The 22,665-nt window shown below is 57.9% G+C and carries 20 protein-coding genes; 9 read left to right on the top strand and 11 right to left on the bottom strand.

From position 1 onward, the window contains the following. Nucleotides 1-24: 24 nt before the first annotated feature. From surA to apaH, 5 genes are all read left to right on the top strand, one after another. Nucleotides 25-1,311, top strand: a complete 1,287-nt coding sequence (gene surA / locus HCK03_RS22425; protein WP_041144013.1) for a peptidylprolyl isomerase SurA — start codon at nt 25-27, stop codon at nt 1,309-1,311. A gap of 181 nt (nt 1,312-1,492) precedes the next feature. Further along, nucleotides 1,493-2,482, top strand: coding sequence for a 4-hydroxythreonine-4-phosphate dehydrogenase PdxA (gene pdxA / locus HCK03_RS22430; protein WP_041144012.1), 990 nt, complete (start codon nt 1,493-1,495; stop codon nt 2,480-2,482). Beyond that, complete coding sequence (gene rsmA / locus HCK03_RS22435) at nt 2,479-3,300, top strand: 16S rRNA (adenine(1518)-N(6)/adenine(1519)-N(6))-dimethyltransferase RsmA (RefSeq protein ID WP_041144011.1); 822 nt, start codon at nt 2,479-2,481, stop codon at nt 3,298-3,300. Before pdxA ends, rsmA begins: the two co-directional genes overlap by 4 nt. 2 nt (nt 3,301-3,302) lie before the next feature. Further along, nucleotides 3,303-3,680, top strand: a complete 378-nt coding sequence (apaG, locus tag HCK03_RS22440) for a Co2+/Mg2+ efflux protein ApaG (RefSeq protein ID WP_041144010.1) — start codon at nt 3,303-3,305, stop codon at nt 3,678-3,680. Between the two features lie 4 nt (nt 3,681-3,684). Then, nucleotides 3,685-4,533: a bis(5'-nucleosyl)-tetraphosphatase (symmetrical) ApaH gene (gene apaH / locus HCK03_RS22445; protein WP_167692207.1), complete on the top strand. Its 849-nt coding sequence runs from the start codon at nt 3,685-3,687 to the stop codon at nt 4,531-4,533. A gap of 81 nt (nt 4,534-4,614) precedes the next feature. Here apaH and folA read toward each other — a convergent pair whose 3' ends face one another. From folA to HCK03_RS22475, 6 genes are all read right to left on the bottom strand, one after another. Further along, the gene (folA, locus tag HCK03_RS22450; RefSeq protein WP_041144008.1) at nt 4,615-5,094 is read right to left on the bottom strand and encodes a type 3 dihydrofolate reductase; all 480 of its coding nucleotides are present in this window, start codon (nt 5,092-5,094) and stop codon (nt 4,615-4,617) included. Nucleotides 5,095-5,261: 167 nt separating this feature from the next. Next, nucleotides 5,262-7,127 (bottom strand): glutathione-regulated potassium-efflux system protein KefC, encoded by a 1,866-nt coding sequence (gene kefC / locus HCK03_RS22455; protein ID WP_167692208.1) that lies wholly within the window; start codon nt 7,125-7,127, stop codon nt 5,262-5,264. Further along, a complete protein-coding gene (gene kefF, locus HCK03_RS22460; RefSeq protein ID WP_041144006.1) occupies nt 7,120-7,650 on the bottom strand; it encodes a glutathione-regulated potassium-efflux system oxidoreductase KefF in 531 nt (176 codons plus the stop codon). The genes kefC and kefF overlap by 8 nt, the downstream gene beginning before the upstream one ends. Nucleotides 7,651-7,745: 95 nt before the next feature. Continuing rightward, the gene (locus tag HCK03_RS22465) at nt 7,746-9,050 is read right to left on the bottom strand and encodes an MFS transporter (RefSeq protein ID WP_041144005.1); all 1,305 of its coding nucleotides are present in this window, start codon (nt 9,048-9,050) and stop codon (nt 7,746-7,748) included. A gap of 94 nt (nt 9,051-9,144) precedes the next feature. After that, nucleotides 9,145-10,095 (bottom strand): 2-hydroxyacid dehydrogenase, encoded by a 951-nt coding sequence (locus HCK03_RS22470; RefSeq protein WP_167692209.1) that lies wholly within the window; start codon nt 10,093-10,095, stop codon nt 9,145-9,147. Nucleotides 10,096-10,305: 210 nt separating this feature from the next. After that, nucleotides 10,306-11,298 carry a LacI family DNA-binding transcriptional regulator gene (locus HCK03_RS22475; protein WP_041144003.1) on the bottom strand — a complete coding sequence of 331 codons (993 nt, stop codon included), beginning with the start codon at nt 11,296-11,298 and terminating at the stop codon, nt 10,306-10,308. Nucleotides 11,299-11,586: 288 nt separating this feature from the next. Here HCK03_RS22475 and idnO point away from each other — a divergent pair, with 288 nt between their 5' ends. The 3 genes from idnO to HCK03_RS22490 are packed head-to-tail and all read left to right on the top strand — an operon-like array spanning nt 11,587 to nt 13,360. Further along, nucleotides 11,587-12,351 carry a gluconate 5-dehydrogenase gene (idnO, locus tag HCK03_RS22480; protein WP_123552706.1) on the top strand — a complete coding sequence of 255 codons (765 nt, stop codon included), beginning with the start codon at nt 11,587-11,589 and terminating at the stop codon, nt 12,349-12,351. A gap of 14 nt (nt 12,352-12,365) precedes the next feature. Then, nucleotides 12,366-12,896, top strand: a complete 531-nt coding sequence (locus tag HCK03_RS22485) for a gluconokinase (RefSeq protein ID WP_167692210.1) — start codon at nt 12,366-12,368, stop codon at nt 12,894-12,896. Next, nucleotides 12,893-13,360 carry a NanQ anomerase/TabA/YiaL family protein gene (locus HCK03_RS22490; protein ID WP_041144000.1) on the top strand — a complete coding sequence of 156 codons (468 nt, stop codon included), beginning with the start codon at nt 12,893-12,895 and terminating at the stop codon, nt 13,358-13,360. The genes HCK03_RS22485 and HCK03_RS22490 overlap by 4 nt, the downstream gene beginning before the upstream one ends. Nucleotides 13,361-13,414: 54 nt before the next feature. Here the strand turns inward: HCK03_RS22490 and HCK03_RS22495 are convergent, their stop codons facing one another. The 5 genes from HCK03_RS22495 to HCK03_RS22515 form a co-directional block, all read right to left on the bottom strand. Beyond that, nucleotides 13,415-13,648 carry a YgdI/YgdR family lipoprotein gene (locus tag HCK03_RS22495; RefSeq protein WP_041143999.1) on the bottom strand — a complete coding sequence of 78 codons (234 nt, stop codon included), beginning with the start codon at nt 13,646-13,648 and terminating at the stop codon, nt 13,415-13,417. 169 nt (nt 13,649-13,817) lie between these two features. Continuing rightward, nucleotides 13,818-17,042, bottom strand: coding sequence for a carbamoyl-phosphate synthase large subunit (gene carB, locus HCK03_RS22500; RefSeq protein ID WP_041143998.1), 3,225 nt, complete (start codon nt 17,040-17,042; stop codon nt 13,818-13,820). Between the two features lie 16 nt (nt 17,043-17,058). Then, a complete protein-coding gene (carA, locus tag HCK03_RS22505; protein WP_041143997.1) occupies nt 17,059-18,207 on the bottom strand; it encodes a glutamine-hydrolyzing carbamoyl-phosphate synthase small subunit in 1,149 nt (382 codons plus the stop codon). 458 nt (nt 18,208-18,665) lie between these two features. Next, a complete protein-coding gene (dapB, locus tag HCK03_RS22510; protein WP_115193586.1) occupies nt 18,666-19,487 on the bottom strand; it encodes a 4-hydroxy-tetrahydrodipicolinate reductase in 822 nt (273 codons plus the stop codon). A gap of 207 nt (nt 19,488-19,694) precedes the next feature. Continuing rightward, nucleotides 19,695-20,729: a LacI family DNA-binding transcriptional regulator gene (locus tag HCK03_RS22515; protein WP_041143995.1), complete on the bottom strand. Its 1,035-nt coding sequence runs from the start codon at nt 20,727-20,729 to the stop codon at nt 19,695-19,697. A gap of 189 nt (nt 20,730-20,918) precedes the next feature. Between HCK03_RS22515 and HCK03_RS22520 the strand changes: the two genes are divergently transcribed. Beyond that, complete coding sequence (locus tag HCK03_RS22520; protein WP_167692211.1) at nt 20,919-22,664, top strand: class I mannose-6-phosphate isomerase; 1,746 nt, start codon at nt 20,919-20,921, stop codon at nt 22,662-22,664. The last annotated feature ends 1 nt before the right edge of the window (nt 22,665 follow it).

Below are 22,665 nucleotides of genomic sequence, written 5' to 3' on the forward strand. Positions count from 1 at the left end.
GCGGTTAATTGAAATGGAAAAAGTATGAAGAACTGGAAAACGCTGCTTCTCGGTATCGCCATGATCGCGAATACCAGTTTCGCTGCCCCACAGGTGGTCGATAAAGTAGCGGCTGTCGTCAATAATGGCGTTGTTCTTGAAAGCGACGTCAATGGCCTGATGCAATCGGTTAAGCTTAACGCCGGCCAGGCCGGCCAGCAGCTGCCGGATGATGCCACCCTACGTCATCAGATCCTCGAAAGACTGATTATGGACCAGATTGTTTTGCAGATGGGCCAGAAGATGGGCGTGAAAATCTCTGACGACCAGGTCGATCAGGCGATTGCCAACATCGCAAAGCAGAACAACATGAGCATGGATCAGATGCGCAGCCGTCTGGCCTATGACGGTCTGAACTACGCCACCTACCGTAATCAGATCCGCAAAGAGATGCTGATTTCAGAAGTGCGTAATAACGAAGTGCGTCGCCGCATTACCGTGCTGCCGCAGGAAGTTGAATCTCTGGCAAAACAGATTGGCGATCAGAACGACGCCAGCACCGAGCTGAACCTGAGCCACATCCTGGTTCCGCTGTCGGAAAACCCAACCTCTGACCAGGTTGCTGCCGCGCAGGAGCAGGCGAACTCTATCGTTGAGCAGGCGCGCAGCGGCGCAGACTTCGGCAAGCTGGCGATCAGCTACTCTGCCGACCAGCAGGCGCTGAAAGGCGGCCAGATGGGCTGGGGTCGTATTCAGGAGCTGCCGGGGATCTTCGCCCAGGCGCTGAGCACCGCGAAGAAAGGCGACATCGTCGGCCCGATCCGCTCCGGCGTTGGCTTCCATATCCTGAAAATCAACGATATGCGCGGCGAAAGCAAGAATATCTCTGTGACCGAAGTCCACGCTCGCCACATTCTGCTGAAGTCGTCGCCGATCATGAACGATGCCCAGGCGAAGGCCAAGCTGGAGCAGATCGCAGCGGACATTAAGAGCGGAAAAACCACCTTCGCTAAAGCAGCGAAAGAGTTTTCTGAAGATCCGGGCTCTGCTAACCAGGGCGGCGATTTGGGCTGGGCAACCACCGATATCTTCGACCCGGCGTTCCGCGATGCGCTGATGCACATGAGCAAAGGCCAGACCAGCGCTCCGGTGCACTCCTCCTTTGGCTGGCACCTGATCGAGCTGCTGGACACCCGCCAGGTTGACAGAACCGACGCGGCGCAGAAAGATCGCGCCTACCGGATGCTGATGAACCGTAAGTTCTCGGAAGAAGCGGCGACCTGGATGCAGGAACAGCGCGCCAGCGCTTACGTCAAAGTTCTGAGTAACTAATTTACCGCCCGATACGCCAGACGTTCCACGCGTATCGGGCGGCAAGCGCATAGCGCCCCCGGGCCGACCGATGAGCCCGCGGGGCGATGCCGCTCCCTAACGTTGCCTGCGACGGCCCCAAACGGGCAAGGCTCATGGATGAACCGCCAACGGCGTAGCCAACCAGGAAATAGCCTGAAGGATGAAGTGTATGAATCGTGTTGTCATCACTCCCGGGGAACCTGCCGGGATTGGGCCTGACCTCGTCGCGCAGCTTGCGCAGCGCGACTGGCCGGTTGAACTGGTGGTTTGCGCCGATGGCGCACTGTTATCTGACCGAGCCCAACGGCTCGGTCTTCCTTTATTGCTTCAGCCCTACGACCCGTCCCGCCCCGCCGCCCCGCAGCGCGCCGGCACCCTGACCCTGCTTCCCGTCACGCTGAACGCCCCGGTAACGCCCGGCGTGCTGGACGTGCGCAACGGCAGCTACGTGGTGGAAACCCTGGCGCGCGCCTGCGACGGCTGCCTGAACGGCGAGTTTGCGGCATTAATTACCGGGCCGGTCCATAAAGGCAATATCAACGACGCCGGGATCGCCTTCACCGGACATACCGAGTTCTTTGAAGAGCGGGCACAGGCCAGTAAAGTGGTGATGATGCTGGCAACGGAAGAGCTTCGCGTCGCGCTGGCGACCACGCATCTGCCGCTGAAAGCGATCAGTGACGCCATTACCCCCGACCTGCTGCGTGAAGTCATCACCATCCTTGACCACGATCTGCGGCACAAGTTTGGCATTGCCCATCCGCACGTGCTGGTCTGCGGCCTGAACCCGCACGCGGGAGAAGGCGGCCACATGGGCACGGAAGAGATCGACACCATCATTCCGGTGCTGGAAGAGATGCGCGCCCTGGGGATGAATCTCAGCGGGCCGCTGCCGGCTGATACCCTTTTTCAGCCCAAATATCTCGACCACGCCGATGCGGTGCTCGCGATGTACCACGATCAGGGTCTTCCCGTGCTAAAATACCAGGGCTTCGGCCGTGGCGTGAACATTACGCTCGGTTTACCCTTTATTCGAACCTCCGTTGACCACGGTACCGCGCTGGAACTGGCGGGCCTGGGGAAAGCGGATGTCGGCAGTTTTATCACGGCGCTTAATCTCGCCATTAAAATGATTGTTAATACGCAATGAATAATCGAGTCCATCAGGGCCACTTAGCCCGTAAACGCTTCGGGCAAAACTTTCTCAACGATCGGTTTGTGATCGACAGTATTGTCTCGGCCATTAATCCACAGAAAGGTCAGGCGATTGTCGAAATCGGCCCGGGCCTGGCCGCGCTGACCGAGCCGGTAGGCGAACGTCTGGACGAGCTCACCGTTATCGAGCTGGACCGCGACCTGGCCGCCCGTCTGAAAACGCACCCGTTCTTAGGGCCAAAGCTGACCATTTATCAGCAGGATGCCATGACCATGAACTTCGGCGAGCTGTCGCAGAACATGGGTCAGCCGCTGCGCGTATTCGGCAACCTGCCTTACAACATCTCCACACCGCTGATGTTCCACCTGTTCAGCTATACTGATGCCATTGCCGACATGCACTTTATGCTGCAAAAAGAGGTCGTCAATCGCCTGGTTGCCGGTCCGAACAGCAAGGCGTACGGTCGACTGAGCGTCATGGCGCAGTATTACTGCCAGATAATCCCGGTGCTTGAAGTCCCGCCGACCGCCTTTACGCCGCCGCCTAAAGTCGATTCCGCCGTGGTGCGCCTGGTGCCCTATCGCACGCTGCCGCATCCGGTCAAAGAGGTTCGCGTACTGAGCCGAATCACCACCGAAGCGTTCAACCAGCGCCGGAAAACGATTCGTAATAGCCTCGGCAATCTGTTCAGCGTTGAAGTGCTGACCGAGCTGGGCATCGACCCGGCGAAACGTGCAGAGAATATTTCCGTGGCGCAGTATTGTCAGCTAGCTAACTGGTTAACTGAAAACTCGCCCACCAAGGAGAGCTAACCATGATCAATTCGCCCCGAGTTTGTGTACAGGTACAAAGCGTCTATATCGAATCGCAGTCTTCTCCGGAAAACGATCGTTACGTCTTCGCTTATACCGTCACCATCCGCAACCTGGGGCGGAGTCAGGTTCAGCTACTTGGCCGCTACTGGCTTATCACCAACGGTCACGGTCGTGAGACTGAGGTTCAGGGTGAAGGGGTTGTCGGCGAGCAGCCGCATATTCCCGCTGGCGGGGAGTTTCAATACACCAGCGGCGCGGTTATTGAAACGCCGCTGGGCACCATGCAGGGACATTACGCTATGATCGACGTGAACGGTGCGCCGTTCTCCGTCGACATCCCTGTTTTCCGTCTCGCAGTACCAACGCTCATTCACTAAAACCATGTCTACATACCTTATTGGCGACGTTCACGGTTGCTACGATGAACTGATCGCATTATTAAAGCAGGTTGCTTTTGCTCACGGCAGCGATACGTTGTGGCTCACCGGCGATTTAGTCGCCCGCGGCCCGGGCTCGCTGGAGGTTTTACGCTACGTAAAATCCCTGGGCGACAGCGTGCGTATTGTCCTCGGCAATCACGATCTCCATCTGCTGGCGGTCTTCGCCGGCATTAGCCGCAACAAGCCGAAAGATCGCCTCAAGCCGCTGCTGGAAGCGCCGGATGCCGATGAGCTTCTCAACTGGCTGCGCCGCCAGCCGCTGATGCAGATTGATGAAGAGAAAAAGCTGGTGATGGCCCATGCCGGCATCACGCCGCAGTGGGATCTGCCAACGGCGCTGCAGTGCGCGCGCGACGTTGAAGCGGTGCTCTCCAGCGACTCCTATCCGTTCTTCCTCGACGCCATGTATGGCGACATGCCCAACAACTGGAGCAACGAGCTGAGCGGCCTTGCGCGACTGCGTTTTATCTCCAACGCCTTTACCCGCATGCGCTACTGCTTCCCGAACGGGCAGCTGGATATGTATACCAAAGAAGCGCCGGAGGACGCCCCGGCGCCCCTGAAGCCGTGGTTTGCCATCCCCGGACCGGTAGCGAACGAGTACAGCATTGCCTTTGGCCACTGGGCTTCGCTGGAGGGGCGCGGGACGCCTGACGGCATTTATGCCCTGGATACCGGCTGCTGCTGGGGGGGAGATCTCACCTGCCTGCGCTGGGAAGACAAGGCGTACTTCACCCAGCCGTCGAACCGGCAGAAGGATCTGCATGAAGGTGAGGCGGTTGCCTCCTGAGAAAGATCCCGGATAGCTGCACGCTATCCGGGTAATCTGAGAAGCCCTGTTCCCGGAAGCTCGGCGCTACCGGGGACGGACTTAGCGACGTTCGAGAACTTCGAAACAGTAGCTGTGCGAGTTCTGCGCGTCGGCGTCGTGGAATTCGCTGAATACCGACTCCCACTGGTCCGGGTCGTAATCCGGGAAGTGGGTATCGCCTTCCACTTCAGCATCAATATGCGTCAAATAGAGCTTCTGGGCTTTCGGCAGGAACTGCTCGTACACGCGGCCGCCGCCGATCACCATCATCTCTTCAACGTCGCCGCAGGCGGCAATCGCTTCATCAACCGATTTAACCCACTGCACGCGATCGTCACTCCCTGGCTGGCTGCTGATGACGATATTTTTACGGCCAGGCAGCGGACGACCGATAGATTCCCAGGTCAGACGACCCATAATCACCGGCTTGTTTAACGTATTACGTTTAAACCAGGCGAGATCGGCAGGCAGGTTCCATGGCATGGCGTTTTCCATACCAATGACGCGATCCACCGCTAACGCCGCAATCAGACTGATCATTGAATATTTCCCAAATACAAAAAATTGCCGCCACTATACGGAAAGCATAATACTTCGTCGACTGGACGGAGGGTAAAGAATACGAAAATTTTCGGATTTGCTGGCGAGCCCACGTCAGCCTTGTGAGCCGCCAGATTAGAACGACGCGCTATACCCTAAGCGATGCCTTACGCTGAAGGTTTATTCTCCGGCTCATCGGCGATGTCCCCCGTGTGCCTGCCCTCTTCCGTACCCTGCCAGCCGTGGCGCTGGATCAGCGACAGATGGGTGCGGTCTTCGTTGATGATGCCGGTCAGCATATCGCTGGTGCGCTTAAAGACCGCCACGCGGGAAGCCGAATCGTTTTCCGCCATCTCCACCATCTCTTCCACCATTTTGATATTGAAACGGCGGAACAGGTCGGCGCGCTCGCGCGCCTCGTAGGCGCCCAGACCGAGGGCTTCCAGCGCCATGCGCCCGGATTTCAGCGCCGCCTCGAAGGTTTCACGTTCGGGCGCCTCGACCCCGGCCTGGCGCAGCTGAATATAGTGATCGATATCGCGGGCCCGCGAGATAATTTGCAGATGCGGGAAGTGCTCTTTCGCCAGCTCAACCAGCTGCAGGCTGGCCTGCGGATCGTCGATGGCGTTGATCAGCACTTCCGCTTTTGCCGCTCCCGCCGACTCCAGCAGATCGGCCCGCGTTGCGTCGCCGTAGAACACCTTCATATCAAATTTACGCAGCGTCTCAACGTGGTCTGGATCGTGGTCGAGGATAACCATCTTCACGCCGCCGGAGAGCAGCACGCGGCCGGCAATCTGTCCGTAGCGGCCAAAGCCGGCGACAATCACCCGCGGCTGCTCCTCATCAATCTCATCGGCCTCGCGCTCCTGCCCGGAGGATGATTTTTCCAGCCGGGTCAGCAGCACCAGCAGAATCGGCGTCGCCGCCATCGACAGCGCCACCGCCAGGGTCAGCGCCTTGGCCCACTCGCTATCCAGCACCTCGGCCATTTGCGCGGCGCCGAATACCACGAAGGCAAACTCGCTCCCCTGCCCCAGCAGCACCGCAAACCAGCGGCGCTGGGCGCGCGGTACACCGAGAGGTTTCGCAATCAGCCACAGCATGACGCCTTTAATAACCAGGAAGCCGACCAGCAGAATCAAAATGCGCAGGGGATGACTCACCAGGGTGCCAAAATCTACCGACATCCCGACGCCAATAAAGAACAGCCCCAGCAGCAGGCCTTTGAACGGTTCAATATCGCTTTCCAGCGCGTGACGGTACTCAGAGCTGGCCAGCAGCACCCCGGCCAGGAAGGCACCCATCGCCATCGATAGCCCGACCTCCTCCAGCAGCAGCCCAAAACCAAAGACCAGGAACAGGGCTACGGCGCTGAACACCTCGCGCAGGCCGGAACGGGCAACGAAGCGCAGCACCGGTCGGGTCAGGTAGCGACCCAGCACCACCACCAGCGCCAGCGCGCCCGCCACCTTCAGCGCCGACAGGGCGAACGCCCACAGCGTGGTTGAGCCGCCGCTGGTGGCGAGCAGCGGGATCATCGCCACCAGCGGGATGGCCGCGATATCCTGAAACAGCAGCACCGCAAAGGCGCTACGCCCCATTTGCGAAACCGTCAGGTTACGTTCATTCATGGCCTGCATCGCGATCGCCGTAGACGACAGCGCCAGCGTCATGCCGATAAGCTCTGCCACCTGCCAGCGCATTCCCAGCAGCATGCAGAACAGGCCAATCAACGCCCCGCAAACCACCATCTGCAGCGCACCGCCGCCAAATACCGAGGCCCGCAGCTTCCACAGGCGCTGCGGGTCAAGCTCGAGGCCGATAACGAACAGCATCAGCACCACGCCGATTTCGGCAAAGTGGAGGATCGTCTCGGCGTCGGTCACCAGCTTCAGGCCCCACGGGCCGATAATACAGCCGGCGATCAAATACCCCAGCACCGAGCCGAGGCCAAGACGCACGGCAATCGGTACGATAAGCGCGGCGGATCCGAGATAGATCAGCGCCTGTATCAGCGTATGGCTATCCATTGTGCGCCTCCTGCCATTCGATTAAGCGTTGTCGATAGTGGCGCGCCTGCGCCTGGAGGGTTTCATCGTCGCAGATAAACGTGCAGTGCATCGCAAACGGCGGCAGCCACTTCATCCCGCAGTACAGGCCGGTGGCCTGCAGCGGCTGGGCCAGCACCTCAAAACCGGGGAAGGAGCCAATATCGAAGTGGCTTTCGCCGCCGCCGGTGGTGACCGCCCACATCAGCGATTTACCGCGCAGCGCGATGCCGTTATGACCGTAGGCCCAGCCGTGTGACAGCACCTTGTCCATCCACAGCTTCAGCAGCGGCGGGACGCTGTACCACTGTAAGGGATGCTGCCAGATAACCAGATCCGCACGGGCCAGCGCCGCCTGTTCGGCGGCGACGTCGATATTAAAATCGGGGTAAAGTTGATAAAGAGAGCGTATTTCTACGCCGTCCAGCGTCCCTGCCTGCTCAAGCATCCGCTTATTCGCATGCGAGTGATGCGGATAGGGATGGGCATAAATTATCAGAATCATTGATTAGCCTGCGTTAACTCTTGTTGTAATCTGCAAGAGTGTAGTCAGTTAATCGAAGCGCTTACAATGATAACTGTGATTTATGTCGCCTTAGCTTACGCGTTCCGTGGCTGCTTGCTGACGCTGACCTCGGGCTCGCTGACCGCAAGGTCGCAGCGCTTCGGCAGCAGGAAGGTCATGGTTCCGGCAATGAGCAACGATCCGGCAAGCGCGCAGACCGCCACGTTTTGCCCGTAGAGATAGATCATCACGCCCACCAGGTAGGGGCCGCAGAAGCCGCCGAGATTCCCGAGGCCGTTAATCACCCCGCGCGCGCTGCCGGCCACTTCCGCTGAGGCAATCCGCCCCGGCATCGACCAGAACGGACTGGTGGCCGATTTAAGGAAAAAGCCGCAAATCACCAGCGCGATATAGGCGGCGACCACGTGTTCGCGCAGCACCACCGACGCCACCAGCGCGGCGGCAAAGCTGTAGAGCGAGAAGCGAACCCACAGCCGGCGCTTGCCGCTGCGATCGCTAAATAATGAAATCACGTAGATCCCGGCGAGGGTGGCGACGAACGGCAGCACCGCCAGCAGGCCAACGCTGGCCATGTTACCGCCGGTCAGCCCTTTAAGAATGGTCGGCAGCCACAGGGTGTAGCCGTAATCGCCGGTCTGGTAGAAGAAGTTGAGGATCACCAGCTTCATCAGTCCGGAATTGCGGAACACGTCTTTTACCGGCGCGTTGCTCACCGCATCTTCAGCAAGCTTTGCCGCCCGCTCGGCAGCGAGGGTGGTGACCAGATAGTCGCGCTCCTTCTCCGGCAGCCAGCGGGCCTCTTCCGGACGGTCGCTAATCATGTACCACCACACCGCCAGCACCACCAGCGACAGCAGCCCTTCGATAATAAACAGCCAGCGCCAGTCGAGCGCGGCAATAATAGCGCCGGAGACCGGAGCGGTCAGCATGCCGCCCAGCGGGGCAAACATCATGACGAAGGCGTTGGCCCGGCCCAGCTCTTTTTCCGGGAACCAGTTGCTGACCATCGTCAGGACCACCGGCAGCATCCCGCCCTCGGAAACGCCGAGAATAAAGCGCAGAACCAGCAGTTGATATTCATGGGTCACAAAGCCGGTCGCCACCGACACGATCGCCCAGGCCACCAGCGACCAGGCAATAAAACGTTTTCCGCTGCCGTTAACCGCAATCCGCCCACCGGGTATTTGCAGGAATAAATAGCCAATAAAAAATATACCGCTGGCAACGCCGGCCATCTGGCTGGTAATACCTAAATCCTCTTCCATGCCGCCGGGCAAAGCAAAACTAATATTAACCCGATCCATAAACGAAATAATACAGGCGATCAACACCGGCGTAATAATACGCAGCCAGCGGGTGCTAGGAATTTTATCATTCATATTTCGCACTCTCTATGCAGAGGTTATCGTTGTCATTTAAGAACCTGTCCCACCAGGTTCTCATTAGCGCTGGGTACAAAAATAAGAGCGCTAATTAATGAATAGCGTTAGGCAGCGGCTTACCGGAAAAATAAGCGGCGACGTTAGCAAAAACCACATCGCTCATTTTCTGGCGGGTTTCATGGGTTGCGCTGGCGACGTGCGGTTGCAGGACCACGTTGTCGAGCGCAATCAGTTCGGCGGGAACCCGCGGTTCATCCTCAAAGACGTCGAGAGCGGCCCCGGCGATAACACCGTTCTGTAACGCCTGAATCAGCGCCTTTTCATCGACCAGCGATCCCCGGGCGATATTGATAAGCCACGCCCGTTTCGGCATCACGTTAAAGACCGAGGCATCGATAATCCCGCGGTTGGCTTCACCGCCGGAGGCGGCGATCACCAAAAAGTCGCTTTCATGGGCCAGGGTATGCAGGTCGGCGCACCACTGATAATCGAGTCCGCCAACCTGCTTACGGTCGGTATAGAGCACCTGCATATCAAAACCGCGGGCGCGGCGGGCAATGGCCTGGCCGATGTTGCCCATCCCCAGAATGCCGATACGCTTGCCGCTGACCTGAGTTGCCAGCGGCAGGCCGCCGTTCAGCCAGCGGCCTTCACGCACAAAACGGTCCCCCTGACACAGCTGGCGCGAGCCGGCCAGCAGCAGCCCCATCGCCAGATCGGCGACATCGTTGGTCAGCACGCCGGAGGTAATGGAGACGGCAATCTGCCGGGAGCGGACGTACTCTAAATCCACCGCGTCGGTGCCGACGCCGAAGATAGCGATCAGGCCAACCTGCGGCAGCAGCTCCAGCACCCCGTTCTGCACGCCGACGTCCCCGCGGGTCACCACGGCCGCCACGTTCCCCCCCTGCTCGCGCAAAAAGGCGATCGGATCGTCCTGCTCGTACAGGCGCAGCAGCGGGAATTCGGCGGCCAGCTGCGCCTGTAAGGTCTCAATAACGGGGGCCACTAAAAGGACGGATCGGGTAATAGCACTATTCATCGGATCACCTGTTTGAAGTTTCATAACGACTGTAGCCACTATCAAACGGGTTTTTGTCGCAGCGTTTTGCGATCTGCATCACGCTGAATCGTGTTAAAAATAGCTGTTACACCGTCCGTGATCGATAAGACAAAACCTGCAGATTGCGGGCCTCGAGCGGATCGTACGTTAACTTTCTGCTAACACGGCGCCATCGCCACGCCGCAGGCGCTATATGGTCTCCCCCATCGACAGGCGATAGTGCAGATCGACCTTTTCAATGGTCGGCAGCCCTTTGATTTTTTTGATTAATATCTCGGTTGCGACCTTACCCATTTCAAAGCGCGGCGTCAGGACGCTCGCCAGACGCGGGGAGATAATCTGGCCGATTTCCAGGCCATGAAAACCGGCTATCGCCAGCTCTTCAGGCACGTTGATACCTGATGCCAGGCACTCCTGTAACACGCCAACTGCCAGATCGTCATTGGTGCACAGAATGCCGTCCATGCGGGCATACATCTGGCGCGCCAGGGTCATCATCCCGGTACCGATCGATACCGACGACACCTTATTCGGCGCGATGCGCCCCACCGTCAGCCCGGCATTTTCCATCGCCTCGCAGTAGCCGGCGTAGCGCTGCTCGTCGCGCACGTCGGACATCGCGCCAAAATAGACGATCTGCCGTTTGCCGCTCGCCAGCAGCATATTGGTCATATCGAAACCGGCCTTGAAGTTGTCAAAGCCGACGTTGATACGCCCCGGGTTGTCGGTCAGGCCCATCACTTCCGCAACGGGAATTTTCGCCGCATTGAGGTACTTATCGGCCCGCAGGGTGTGAGCCGATTCGGTCAGCAGCAGGCCCTTGACGTTAAAGGCCAGCACGGCGGCTATCTGCTCCTCTTCACGCTGGCGGTCATAATCATAGTTCACCACCAGCGTCTGATAGCCGTGCGCGGCGGTAACCGATTCGATACCGGCCAGCAGGTCAGCAAAGATTTGGTTATGAAAGGAGGGGATCAGTACGCCAATGCGCGGCACGACGACGCCGATCATCGCCGGGTTGTCGGGGTCGGGCTCGTAGCCAATTTCAGCAATTACGCTGGCGATGCGCTCTGCCGTCTCCGGTTTAACTTTATCCGGCGTACGTAAATAGCGGCTGACGGTCATTTTGGTTACGCCAGCCAGCGCTGCAATATCATTGAGCGTTATGCGTTGTGCTTTCATCTACCTGCCCGTCAAATACGTCCACTGCATCAGGTTATTATGCCTGCCGATGAACAAAAAGAGAATCGAACCTCACTCTCGTTAACCCCTTGAGTAACGGGAATTTACGCCCGGCTTCACGTTTAATGTAACCCCTTTTCGTAACACCGTTTTGAGTGATCTCGATCACGGTTTTACCCGGCAAAAATCCGTGAGATAGAGCACAGGTTCTTCCGCTTCACCTTTTCGTGAATCAGGAATAAAAGCGTACACCGTCATTTATATTCAGCCGTTAATCAGGATATCAAGATGAAAGATCTTTTCAGCTTACAGGGCAAACGCATTTTAATTACTGGCGCCGGGCAAGGTATTGGTTTTGTCATGGCCCAGGGCCTTGCACAATATGGCGCAGAAATTATTATCAACGATATTTCTGCCCCCCGTGCAGATGATGCGGTCATGAAATTACGTGATGAAGGTGCCATCGCTCATGCGGCGGTATTTAATGTTACCGATGCTGATTCCGTCGAGCAGGCCATTGGTAAAATCGAAGAAGAAATTGGCGCCATCGACGTATTATTTAATAATGCGGGCATTCAGCGACGCCATCCGTTTACCGAGTTTCCGGTGCAGGAATGGAACGATGTTATTTCCGTGAACCAAACCGCGGTATTTCTCGTTTCCCAGGCGGTGGCGAAGCGGATGGTCGCTCGCCAGCGCGGGAAAATCGTCAATATCTGCTCAATGCAGAGCGAGCTTGGTCGCGACACCATCACGCCGTACGCCGCCGCCAAAGGCGCGGTAAAAATGCTGACCCGCGGCATGTGCGTCGAGCTGGCGCGCTATAACGTCCAGGTCAACGGCATCGCGCCGGGCTACTTTAAAACCGCCATGACCCAGGCGCTGGTTGATGACAAAGCGTTCACCGACTGGCTGTGCAAGCGCACGCCGGCCGCCCGCTGGGGCGATCCGCAGGAGCTGGTTGGCGCCGCGGTGTTCCTGTCCTCTAAAGCCTCTGATTTCGTCAACGGTCATCTGCTGTTCGTCGACGGCGGGATGCTGGTTGCAGTCTAAGTAAGGAGCGCATTATGGCAGGGCAATGCATTATTTTGATGGGTGTCTCAGGCACCGGAAAGACCACCGTCGGCCAGGCGTTAGCCCAGGCGCTCGGCGCAAAATTTATCGACGGAGACGATCTTCATCCGCGGCAGAACATCGTCAAAATGGCTGCCAGCCAGCCGCTCAATGACGAAGACCGGGGACCGTGGCTGGAGCGGATCGCGGACGTGATATTCAGCCTTGAGCAGAAGAATGAATCGGGCGTGCTGGTGTGCTCGGCGCTGAAGAAGCGCTACCGCGATCGGCTACGCGAAGGCAGCGGCAGTCTGCGCTTTCTGTGGCTGACCGGAGAGTACGAATGCATTCTGCAGCGGATGCAGCAGCGTAAGGGGCACTTTATGCCGGAGGCGCTGCTGCGCAGCCAGTTTGCCGCCCTGGAGGCGCCGGACGCCAGCGAGCGCGATATTTTAGCCGTTGATATTGCCCCCGACGTCGCCTGCATCGTGGCGCAGTCATTAAATTTACTTGAGCCTCAATCACTACAGGGAATGCCGGCATGATTATTGATACCTTAGCCGCCGCGGCCAAAAATACGTTCTATCCGTCGGTTATTCGCCAGGCGCTGCAGGCCGTCGCCCAGCAGGACCCGCACTCCCTGCCGCCGGGGAAATATACGGTCGATGGCGATAACCTGTTTTTCACCGTCGTCGAAGGCCAGACGCGCCCGCTGGTGGAACAGCGTCCGGAGTACCATCGTCAGTACATCGATATTCATATCGTGCTGGCAGGGACTGAGATTATTGGGGCGGGAAATAAAGGGCTGACCATCACCGCGGACGGGCCGTTTAAGGACGCCCATGATATTGGCTTTTGCACAGAAATTAGCAGCGAAACGCTGATTCACTTACATCCTGAGGAGCTGGCGATTCTGTTTCCCGGCGAGCTTCATCGGCCGATGGGCGCCATGGATGCCGGCGCGCCGCTGCGTAAAATTATCGTCAAAATAGACCACGCCCTGCTGTAAAACCGGTCGCGATAACCGGCCCCGCACTCACCCTCGCGGGGCCATGGATAACGATTAGTTATCCAGCTCGTCCATCGATTTCACCTGATCGCGATTGATCTGTTCGGTGCGGCCGGTTGCGGCATTTTTGTACGAGACCATGCCGGTATCGCTATCCACCTGCGGCTTGCCGTCGGTGACGATGGTTCTGCCATCGGTGGTTTTCAGGGACTGGTTCGATGAACACCCCGCCACAAACAACACCGCCGTCGCTGCCAGCGCGGATGCCACCAGAATTTTGTTCCGCATTGTATCCTCCTGTTTTTCCGTCAATGAGTATTGTTATCGTGCTAATTATAGTTAGCCCGAGCCGGGAGGAAGTTAAAAGCAGAACTCTCCGAAGATGACCTACATAAAAAAAACGGGCCGACGATAACGTCAGCCCGCTTTGTTGCGTATCCGGCAGCGCCGGCACGGCTTATTTTTTGATTTGCGCGTGCATTTCCTGAACCGAGGTCACCTTCTCCATAGCGTTGGCGTTCAGCGCCATCGCCGTAGCGAAGCCGCCGTTCAGAGTGGTGTCGTAGTGCACCTTGTACTGCAGGGCGCTGCGGCGAATCAGCTTGGAGTCTTCAATCGCCTGGCGACCTTCGGTGGTGTTGATGATGTAGGTGTATTCGCCATTCTTGATACGGTCCTGAATATGCGGACGACCTTCATGCACCTTGTTCACCAGACGCGGGTTGATCCCGGCTTCACCGAGGACAATCGCGGTCCCGTGGGTAGCATCCAGTTCGAAACCAAACTTCAGCAGCTTAGCCGCGAGGTCCACCACGCGCTCTTTGTCGCCTTCACGAACGGAGAGCAGCGCGCGACCCTGTTTTTTCATCGTCGAGCTGCTGCCCAGCTGCGCCTTGGCGAACGCTTCCGCAAAGGTGCGGCCGACGCCCATCACTTCCCCGGTAGAGCGCATTTCTGGCCCTAACAGCGGGTCAACGCCCGGGAACTTGTTGAACGGCAGCACCACTTCTTTTACCGAGTAATACGGCGGGATAATCTCTTTGGTCACGCCCTGCTGAGCCAGCGTTTGGCCGGCCATTACGCGTGCCGCCACTTTCGCCAGCGGAACGCCGGTGGCCTTGGAGACAAAAGGTACGGTACGCGCCGCGCGCGGGTTCACTTCAATCAGATACACTTCGTTGTTTTTGACCGCGAACTGCACGTTCATCAGGCCGCGAACCTGCAGCTCGAAGGCCAGCTTCTGCACCTGCTCGCGCATCACGTTCTGGATGTCCTGGCTCAGGGTGTAGGCCGGCAGCGAGCATGCGGAGTCGCCGGAGTGAACGCCGGCCTGCTCGATGTGCTCCATAATGCCGCCAATCAGCACCATCTCGCCGTCGCAGATAGCGTCAACGTCGACTTCTACCGCATCGTCAAGGAAACGGTCCAGCAGCACCGGCGCGTCGTTAGAGACGCTTACCGCGGTCTGGAAGTAGCGACGCAGGTCGACTTCGTCGTAAACGATTTCCATCGCCCGACCGCCAAGAACGTAGGACGGACGCACCACCAGCGGGTAGCCAATCTCTTTGGCCTTCTCAACGGCCATTTCAATCGCGGTTACGGTGGCGTTCGCCGGCTGTTTCAGCTTCAGACGGTCAACCGCCTGCTGGAAACGCTCGCGGTCTTCCGCACGGTCAATCGCGTCCGGGCTGGTGCCGATAACCGGCACGCCGGCCGCTTCCAGCGCGCGCGCCAGCTTCAGCGGAGTCTGGCCGCCGTACTGGACGATAACGCCCTTCGGCTTCTCGATACGCACGATTTCCAGCACGTCTTCGAGGGTCACCGGCTCAAAGTACAGGCGGTCGGAGGTGTCGTAGTCGGTGGAGACGGTTTCCGGGTTACAGTTAACCATAATGGTTTCGTAACCATCTTCGCGCAGCGCCAGCGAGGCGTGCACGCAGCAGTAATCGAATTCGATACCCTGGCCGATACGGTTCGGGCCGCCGCCAAGCACCATAATTTTATCGCGGTCAACCGACGGGTTCGCTTCACACTCGTCTTCATAGGTGGAGTACATGTAGGCGGTATCCGTTGAGAACTCCGCCGCACAGGTATCCACGCGCTTGTAGACCGGGTGCAGGTTGTACTGGTCGCGCAGCTTGCGGATTTCCGCTTCGCGCACGCCCGCCAGCTTAGCCAGACGCGCGTCGGCAAAACCTTTACGCTTCAGCATCCGCAGGAAGTCAGCATCAAGGCCGTTGATGCCGGCCTCTTCCACTTTCTCTTCCAGACGCACCAGCTCTTCAATCTGCACCAGGAACCAGCGATCGATGTTGGTCAGGTTGAAGACGCCGTCGACGGACAGGCCCGCGCGGAAGGCGTCGGCGATGTACCAGATACGCTCGGCGCCGGCGTCTTTCAGCTCGCGGCGAATTTTGGTCAGCGCTTCCGGGTCGTCGAGGCTCACTTTAGGGTCAAAGCCGGTTGCGCCCACTTCCAGGCCGCGCAGTGCTTTCTGCAGCGACTCCTGCTGGGTGCGGCCAATCGCCATCACTTCGCCGACCGATTTCATCTGCGTGGTCAGGCGGTCGTTAGCGCCGACGAACTTCTCAAAGTTGAAGCGCGGGATCTTGGTGACGACGTAGTCGATAGAGGGTTCGAACGATGCCGGGGTACGCCCGCCGGTGATGTCGTTCATCAGCTCGTCAAGGGTGTAGCCCACCGCCAGCTTCGCCGCCACTTTGGCAATCGGGAAACCGGTCGCTTTCGAGGCCAGCGCCGACGAGCGCGATACGCGCGGGTTCATTTCGATAACAATCAGGCGACCGTCTTTCGGGTTCACCGAGAACTGAACGTTGGAACCGCCGGTTTCCACGCCGATTTCGCGCAGCACCGCCATCGAGGCATTACGCATCACCTGATACTCTTTATCGGTCAGGGTCTGCGCCGGGGCCACGGTGATGGAGTCGCCGGTATGGATGCCCATCGCGTCGAAGTTTTCGATGGAGCAGACGATGATGCAGTTGTCGTTCTTATCGCGCACCACTTCCATCTCGTACTCTTTCCAGCCGATCAGCGATTCATCGATCAGCAGTTCGTTGGTTGGAGAGAGATCGAGGCCGCGGGTACAGATTTCTTCAAACTCTTCGCGGTTATAGGCGATACCGCCGCCGGTTCCGCCCATGGTGAAGGAGGGACGGATGATGCACGGATAGCCCACGTCAGCGGCAACCGCCAGCGCTTCTTCCATGGTGTGCGCGATACCGGAACGCGCGGTGTCGAGGCCAATTTTTTTCATCGCCACGTCGAAGCGACGGCGGTCTTCCGCTTTATCAATCGCATCGGCAGTGGCGCCAATCATGGTCACGCCGAATTCGGCCAGCACGCCCTGACGCTCCAGCTCCAGCGCGCAGTTCAGCGCGGTCTGGCCACCCATGGTCGGCAGTACGGCGTCCGGACGCTCTTTTTCGATGATTTTGCGTACCACTTCCCAGTGGATCGGCTCAATATAGGTGGCATCGGCCATTTCCGGGTCGGTCATGATGGTGGCTGGGTTAGAGTTCACCAGAATGACGCGGTAACCCTCTTCGCGCAGGGCCTTACAGGCCTGGGCGCCAGAGTAGTCAAATTCACAAGCCTGGCCGATAACGATCGGGCCAGCGCCAAGAATCAGGATGCTTTTTATGTCTGTACGTTTTGGCATGGCTTTTTTCTCCTGATTATTTCGCGGACTGGCGGTACTGCTCAATTAACTCGATGAAATGGTCGAACAACGGCGCGGCATCGTGCGGGCCTGGGCTCGCCTCCGGGTGTCCCTGGAAGCTGAAGGCCGGCTTATCGGTGCGATGAATGCCCTGCAGCGTGCCGTCGAACAGGGACTTGTGGGTCACCCGCAGGTTAGCCGGCATGGAGGCTTCGTCTACCGCAAAACCGTGGTTCTGCGCGGTAATCATCACCACGTTATTATCAATATCTTTAACCGGGTGGTTGCCGCCGTGGTGGCCGAACTTCATCTTCACGGTCTTCGCTCCGCTCGCCAGCGCCAGCAGCTGATGGCCGAGGCAGATGCCGAAGACTGGAATATCGGTGGTGAGGAATTGCTCAATGGCCTCAATCGCATAGTCACACGGTGCCGGGTCACCAGGGCCGTTGGAGAGGAAGATACCGTCCGGATTCATTTTCAGCACCTCTTCCGCAGAGGTTTTTGCCGGCACAACCGTCAGGCGGCAGCCGCGGTCCACCAGCATGCGCAGGATGTTACGCTTAGCGCCGAAATCATAGGCCACCACGTGGAACGGCAGCTCGCTTTCCGCCTTCGCTTCCGGCAGGTCGCCCTCCAGAGTCCAGCTACCCTGCGTCCAGCCGTAGGTTTCTGAGGTGGTGACTTCCTTCGCCAGGTCCATCCCGTTGAGACCCGGGAATGCTTTTGCCTTTTCCAGCGCCAGCTGCGCGTCGAGGCTATCGCCAACGATGATGCAGCCGTTCTGAGCGCCTTTTTCGCGCAGCAGGCGGGTCAGCTTACGGGTATCGATATCGGCAATCGCCACGATGTTATGGCGCTTCAGGTAAGAAGAGAGGTCTTCGGTATTGCGGAAGTTGCTGGCAATCAGCGGCAGGTCGCGAATAACCAGACCCTGAGCATGTACCTGGGAAGACTCTTCGTCGGCGGCGTTGGTGCCGACATTACCGATATGGGGATAAGTAAGAGTGACAATTTGGCGGGAATAGGAAGGATCAGTGAGGATTTCTTGATAACCGGTCATTGAAGTATTGAAAACGACTTCCCCAACCGCCGTGCCCGTTGCCCCGATGGCCCGACCGTGAAACTGGGTTCCGTCTTCCAGAACCAATAGCGCTGACTTAATCAAAACACCCTCCAGAGAATATTCACTCACTTTATTTGCATATTAATGCATTCGCGTAGCATGAATCAATGCAAATTTGCTTACCTATGGATTTCTGGCAAACGGCGGCATTCTGGAGAGATGTCGGGGAAAAGTCAACTTAAAGCGCATATTTTTAATATCATTTTGCGCCACTGGCCTATCAGTGCTGCTTTAACAGCTAAAAAGATCAACAAACTAGCGTTAGAAAACGCTTGCGCAGCGTCGGGATTGTAAAATATGGCATAGCCATTCGAAAAAGTAGACCAGATGGTCAAAATTTACATAAAAATAACAGCAACAGGAAGGATAAGCGTTAATTATAGCGATCTTAATTAAAAAGACATAAAAACAGGCTAAAAATAAAAAGGGCAATAAAATATTGCCCTCTGCAATCAATTACTTATTGAATGCCATAACCACATCACGATGGGTAATAAATCTTATAAAGCGTTCAGTTCAAGGACATCACGCATATCAAAGAGGCCACTTTTCTTGCCTTTCAGCCACAATGCCGAACGAACCGCACCGTTAGCAAACGTCATCCGGCTTGAAGCCTTATGGCTGATCTCAATTCGCTCGCCAATATCGGCGAACATCGCCGTATGTTCGCCGACGATATCCCCCGCGCGTACCGTGGCAAAGCCAATCGTTCCCGGAACGCGTTCGCCGGTATAGCCTTCGCGACTGTAGACCGCACAATCTTTCAGATCTTTGTTCAGCGCACCGGCAATCGCCTCGCCCATCGCCAGGGCGGTGCCCGACGGGGCATCCACTTTATGGCGGTGATGCGCTTCGATAATTTCAATATCAGTGTAGTCGCCCATGACTTTCGCCGCCTTTTCCAGCAGCTTGAGCATGACGTTGACGCCGACGCTGAAATTGGCCGCGAAGACGATAGCAATCTCCTGCGCCGCATCGCGAATGGCCTGTTTTCCCGCGTCATCAAAACCGGTGGTACCGATCACCATCCCTTTACCGTGCTCGCGGCAGAATGCGAGGTGGGCCAGCGTCCCTTCCGGACGGGTGAAATCGATCAGCACGTCAAAACTCTCTTTAACCGCCGTCAGGCTGCTTTGCACCGTGACGCCCATCTTGCCCGCGCCCGCCAGCTCACCGGCGTCGCTGCCGATCAGGGAGGAGCCATCGCGCTCCAGCGCCGCGCCAAGCGCCACGCCGTCCATCTGCTGTACCGCCTGGATTAACTGGCGTCCCATCCGGCCGCCCGCGCCGGCGATGGCCACGCGGATTTGTGCATCATGCATAGCTATTCTCTTTTGTTAACTTTACGTAAATTGTTTTCAGAGTAACCAGCCCATCGATGGGCCGCTACTCAAAAACGCCGATAATTAGAAATTTATGACAAACCGCGGTCGATATCAGTAAAAACTATATGTTTGTCATCGTGCGAAGGAGAGATATCGTCTGGCGAAAGCGCCGTTCCCCCAGCAGATAGCGCGCAAGAAACGCCGCTAATGGCCTGATATCGCTGATTCTTCCCGGCGAAATCCGCATGATTCACGGATGACCAGCGCCGGCGGCAGGATGATCCGTTTCGGCGGCTCATCATTACCCTGAATACGGCTATACAGCAGCTCCCCCGCTTTACGGCCGATCTCTTTCGCCGCCACCGATACGGTGGTCAGCGCCGGCTGGACCAGCGCCGCTTCGGTAATATCATCGAAGCCCACCAGCGCAAAATCCCGCCCCGGCTCTCGGCCCGTTTTGCGCAGCGCCTGCATCACCCCCAGCGCCACGATATCCTGATAGCAGACCGCCGCCGTGATCTCCGGATAGCGGGAGAGCAGCGCTTCCGCCACCTTTGCGCCGTCGATCTGGCTGGCCTGCGCGGTAACAATCCACTGCGGATTCGGCGAGATCCCGCTTTCCAGCAGCGTACTGGTAAAGCCGCCAATACGCTGCGCCCGGGTGCCTGAGCTCGGGCTGCCGCCGATAAAGGCAATATTCTGATGGCCCATTTTCAGCAAATGTCGCGTCGCCATCTGGGTACCGAGGAAGTTGTCGGTGCCGACGAAATCAAAATCCGGATCGCTGAGCGGGCGAACCACCATAATGGCCGGAATATTGCGCCGCTTCAGGGCTTCAAAAAATGAGGCCGGCGTCTCCCGCGCGGCGCACAGCACCATGCCGCAGGCGTTATTACGCATCAGCGAATCGACAAATTTCTGCTGGCGTTCGCCGGACTCTTCGCTGTTAGCCAGAAACAGCAGCAGATCGTGCCGCTCCATCTCATGGCTCAGCCCCGCCGTCATCTCGCCGTAAAAGGGGTTGGTAATATCGTGCAGCAGCAGCCCGACCTGATTGCTGCTGCGGTTGCGCAGATTGGCGGCGGTCTGATTGTAGACATAGCCCGCGTCATCCAGCGCCTTCAGTACCCTTTCGCGCGTGGCCTGTGAAATCCGTCCCCGGTTACGCAGCACCATCGAGACGGTCGCCGTTGATACCCCTGCCCTCTCTGCCACCTGCGCCAGCGTCACTGTTGTCATCATCCCTCCCGTTTATTCGCCTGAGGTTAATCGAATAACCTAAATTTTGGTTTTTTCCCTGTGACTGCCTTCACATTAAAGGCCATTTCACCCCCTGACTTGTCGATTATGGCGGGTTAATCGCGTTAACCACACTGTCAAAATAAGGTTAATCGATTAATCTTCATTTAGCCAATATGGAGAATGAAAATGCACACCACCTATAACAAATACCCTGAGGTTGCGGTTCGGGGCTATGACGACCACGCCTGCCAAGGCTGGGAGCACATCCGTACCGCGCTTAGCGCCAGAGCCTCGACGGCCGCGAAAACTGTGCTGGTTATCGACTGCTATCCGGGCGTGCGGCTGGAAGAGCTTGAACAGCATCTGCTGCCGGCGCTCGGCGCCGCGCTGATCCTTAACGTTGAGTCCGCTCGCCGCGACGAGCAGGCCATCCACACTCTGCTGGCGCGCAATCTTACCGACGACCGCGTGTTTGGCGTGCTCTCCTGCCACCACCTTGAGGAATTTTTTGACCCCAATAAGCTGGAGCAGCTGCGCCAGCAGGTTATCGCCGAAGCCGAGGGCGTAGTGGTCATCTACGGGCCCGGCGCGGCGCTGGTTCATCCCGGCGACCTGCTGGTGTACGCCGACATGCCGCGCTGGGAGATCCAGCAGCGCATGCGCCATAGCGGGCTGGGGAACTGGGGGGCGGATAACCAGGATGAAGATATTCTCCGCCGCTACAAGCGCGCCTTTTTCATTGAATGGCGCGTCTTCGATCGCCATAAGGTGCCGCTGCTCAAACGCGCTGATTTTTTACTCGATACCACGGTAAAAGAGTCCCCGGCCCTGGTCAGCGGCGAAGCGCTGCGTGCCGGGCTGCAGCAGACCACCGCTCAACCGTTCCGCGTCGTCCCCTTCTTCGATCCCGGCGTCTGGGGTGGCCAGTGGATGAAGCAACGATTCGATCTCGATCCTACGGCCGCCAACTACGCGTGGTGTTTTGATTGCGTGCCCGAGGAGAACAGCCTGTTACTGCGTTTTGGTGACGTACGGATCGAGATCCCCTCTCAGGACCTGGTGCTGCTGCACCCTCGCGCGCTGCTGGGTGAAAAAGTCCACGCCCGCTTCGGCGCCGAGTTCCCGATCCGTTTTGATTTTCTCGACACCATCGGCGGGCAAAACCTGAGTTTCCAGGTTCATCCGGTAACCGAATATATCCAGCAGCAGTTTGGCATGCACTACACCCAGGATGAGAGCTACTACATCCTCGAGGCGGAGCCGGAAGCCGTCGTCTATCTGGGGACGAAAACGGGGATCGAACCGCAGGAGATGCTCGCCGATCTGCAGGCCGCCGGCCGCGGCGAGAAGGCCTTTGACGATCGGCGCTTCGTTAACCAAATCCCGGCGCGTAAGCACGATCACTTTCTTATCCCTGCCGGTACGGTGCACTGCTCAGGAAGCGGCACGATGGTGCTCGAAATCAGCGCGACCCCGTATATCTTCACCTTCAAGCTCTGGGACTGGGGGCGTTTAGGTTTAGACGGACTGCCTCGTCCGGTGCATCTGCAGCACGGCGAACAGGTCATCGACTGGCAGCGCGATACCCAATGGGTCAACGACAACCTGGTTAACCGCATTGAGCCCGTTGCCGAAGGCGAAGGCTGGCGGGAGGAGCGCACGGGCATGCACGAGCGCGAGTTTATTGAAACCCGCCGCCACTGGTTTAGCGCGCCGGTCACGCACCATACCCACGGCGGGGTTAACGTTCTCAACCTGGTGGAAGGCGCGGAAGCCGTGGTCGACAGCCCGAGCGGCGCCTTTGCCCCCTTCAGCGTGCGCTACGCCGAGACCTTTATCATTCCGGCCGCCGTCGGGGAGTACCGCATTTCGCCGTCAGGTCAGGGCATCGGACAGCAGCTGGCCACCATCAAAGCCTGGGTAAGAGGATAAG

This window comes from Klebsiella terrigena (assembly GCF_012029655.1).
Lineage (GTDB): Bacteria > Pseudomonadota > Gammaproteobacteria > Enterobacterales > Enterobacteriaceae > Klebsiella > Klebsiella terrigena.

Excerpts from the sequence above, each read along its gene's own strand:
- HCK03_RS22470 (WP_167692209.1), bottom strand. The coding sequence starts at position 10,095 with ATGAATAGTGCTATTACCCGATCCGTCCTTTTAGTGGCCCCCGTTATT.
- HCK03_RS22495 (WP_041143999.1), bottom strand. The coding sequence starts at position 13,648 with ATGCGGAACAAAATTCTGGTGGCATCCGCGCTGGCAGCGACGGCGGTG.
- carB (WP_041143998.1), bottom strand. The coding sequence starts at position 17,042 with ATGCCAAAACGTACAGACATAAAAAGCATCCTGATTCTTGGCGCTGGC.
- HCK03_RS22520 (WP_167692211.1), top strand. The coding sequence starts at position 20,919 with ATGCACACCACCTATAACAAATACCCTGAGGTTGCGGTTCGGGGCTAT.
- HCK03_RS22515 (WP_041143995.1), bottom strand. The coding sequence starts at position 20,729 with ATGACAACAGTGACGCTGGCGCAGGTGGCAGAGAGGGCAGGGGTATCA.
- pdxA (WP_041144012.1), top strand. The coding sequence starts at position 1,493 with ATGAAGTGTATGAATCGTGTTGTCATCACTCCCGGGGAACCTGCCGGG.
- idnO (WP_123552706.1), top strand. The coding sequence starts at position 11,587 with ATGAAAGATCTTTTCAGCTTACAGGGCAAACGCATTTTAATTACTGGC.
- dapB (WP_115193586.1), bottom strand. The coding sequence starts at position 19,487 with ATGCATGATGCACAAATCCGCGTGGCCATCGCCGGCGCGGGCGGCCGG.
- HCK03_RS22490 (WP_041144000.1), top strand. The coding sequence starts at position 12,893 with ATGATTATTGATACCTTAGCCGCCGCGGCCAAAAATACGTTCTATCCG.
- HCK03_RS22475 (WP_041144003.1), bottom strand. The coding sequence starts at position 11,298 with ATGAAAGCACAACGCATAACGCTCAATGATATTGCAGCGCTGGCTGGC.
- apaH (WP_167692207.1), top strand. The coding sequence starts at position 3,685 with ATGTCTACATACCTTATTGGCGACGTTCACGGTTGCTACGATGAACTG.
- surA (WP_041144013.1), top strand. The coding sequence starts at position 25 with ATGAAGAACTGGAAAACGCTGCTTCTCGGTATCGCCATGATCGCGAAT.
- apaG (WP_041144010.1), top strand. The coding sequence starts at position 3,303 with ATGATCAATTCGCCCCGAGTTTGTGTACAGGTACAAAGCGTCTATATC.
- HCK03_RS22485 (WP_167692210.1), top strand. The coding sequence starts at position 12,366 with ATGGCAGGGCAATGCATTATTTTGATGGGTGTCTCAGGCACCGGAAAG.
- rsmA (WP_041144011.1), top strand. The coding sequence starts at position 2,479 with ATGAATAATCGAGTCCATCAGGGCCACTTAGCCCGTAAACGCTTCGGG.
- kefF (WP_041144006.1), bottom strand. The coding sequence starts at position 7,650 with ATGATTCTGATAATTTATGCCCATCCCTATCCGCATCACTCGCATGCG.
- kefC (WP_167692208.1), bottom strand. The coding sequence starts at position 7,127 with ATGGATAGCCATACGCTGATACAGGCGCTGATCTATCTCGGATCCGCC.
- HCK03_RS22465 (WP_041144005.1), bottom strand. The coding sequence starts at position 9,050 with ATGAATGATAAAATTCCTAGCACCCGCTGGCTGCGTATTATTACGCCG.
- folA (WP_041144008.1), bottom strand. The coding sequence starts at position 5,094 with ATGATCAGTCTGATTGCGGCGTTAGCGGTGGATCGCGTCATTGGTATG.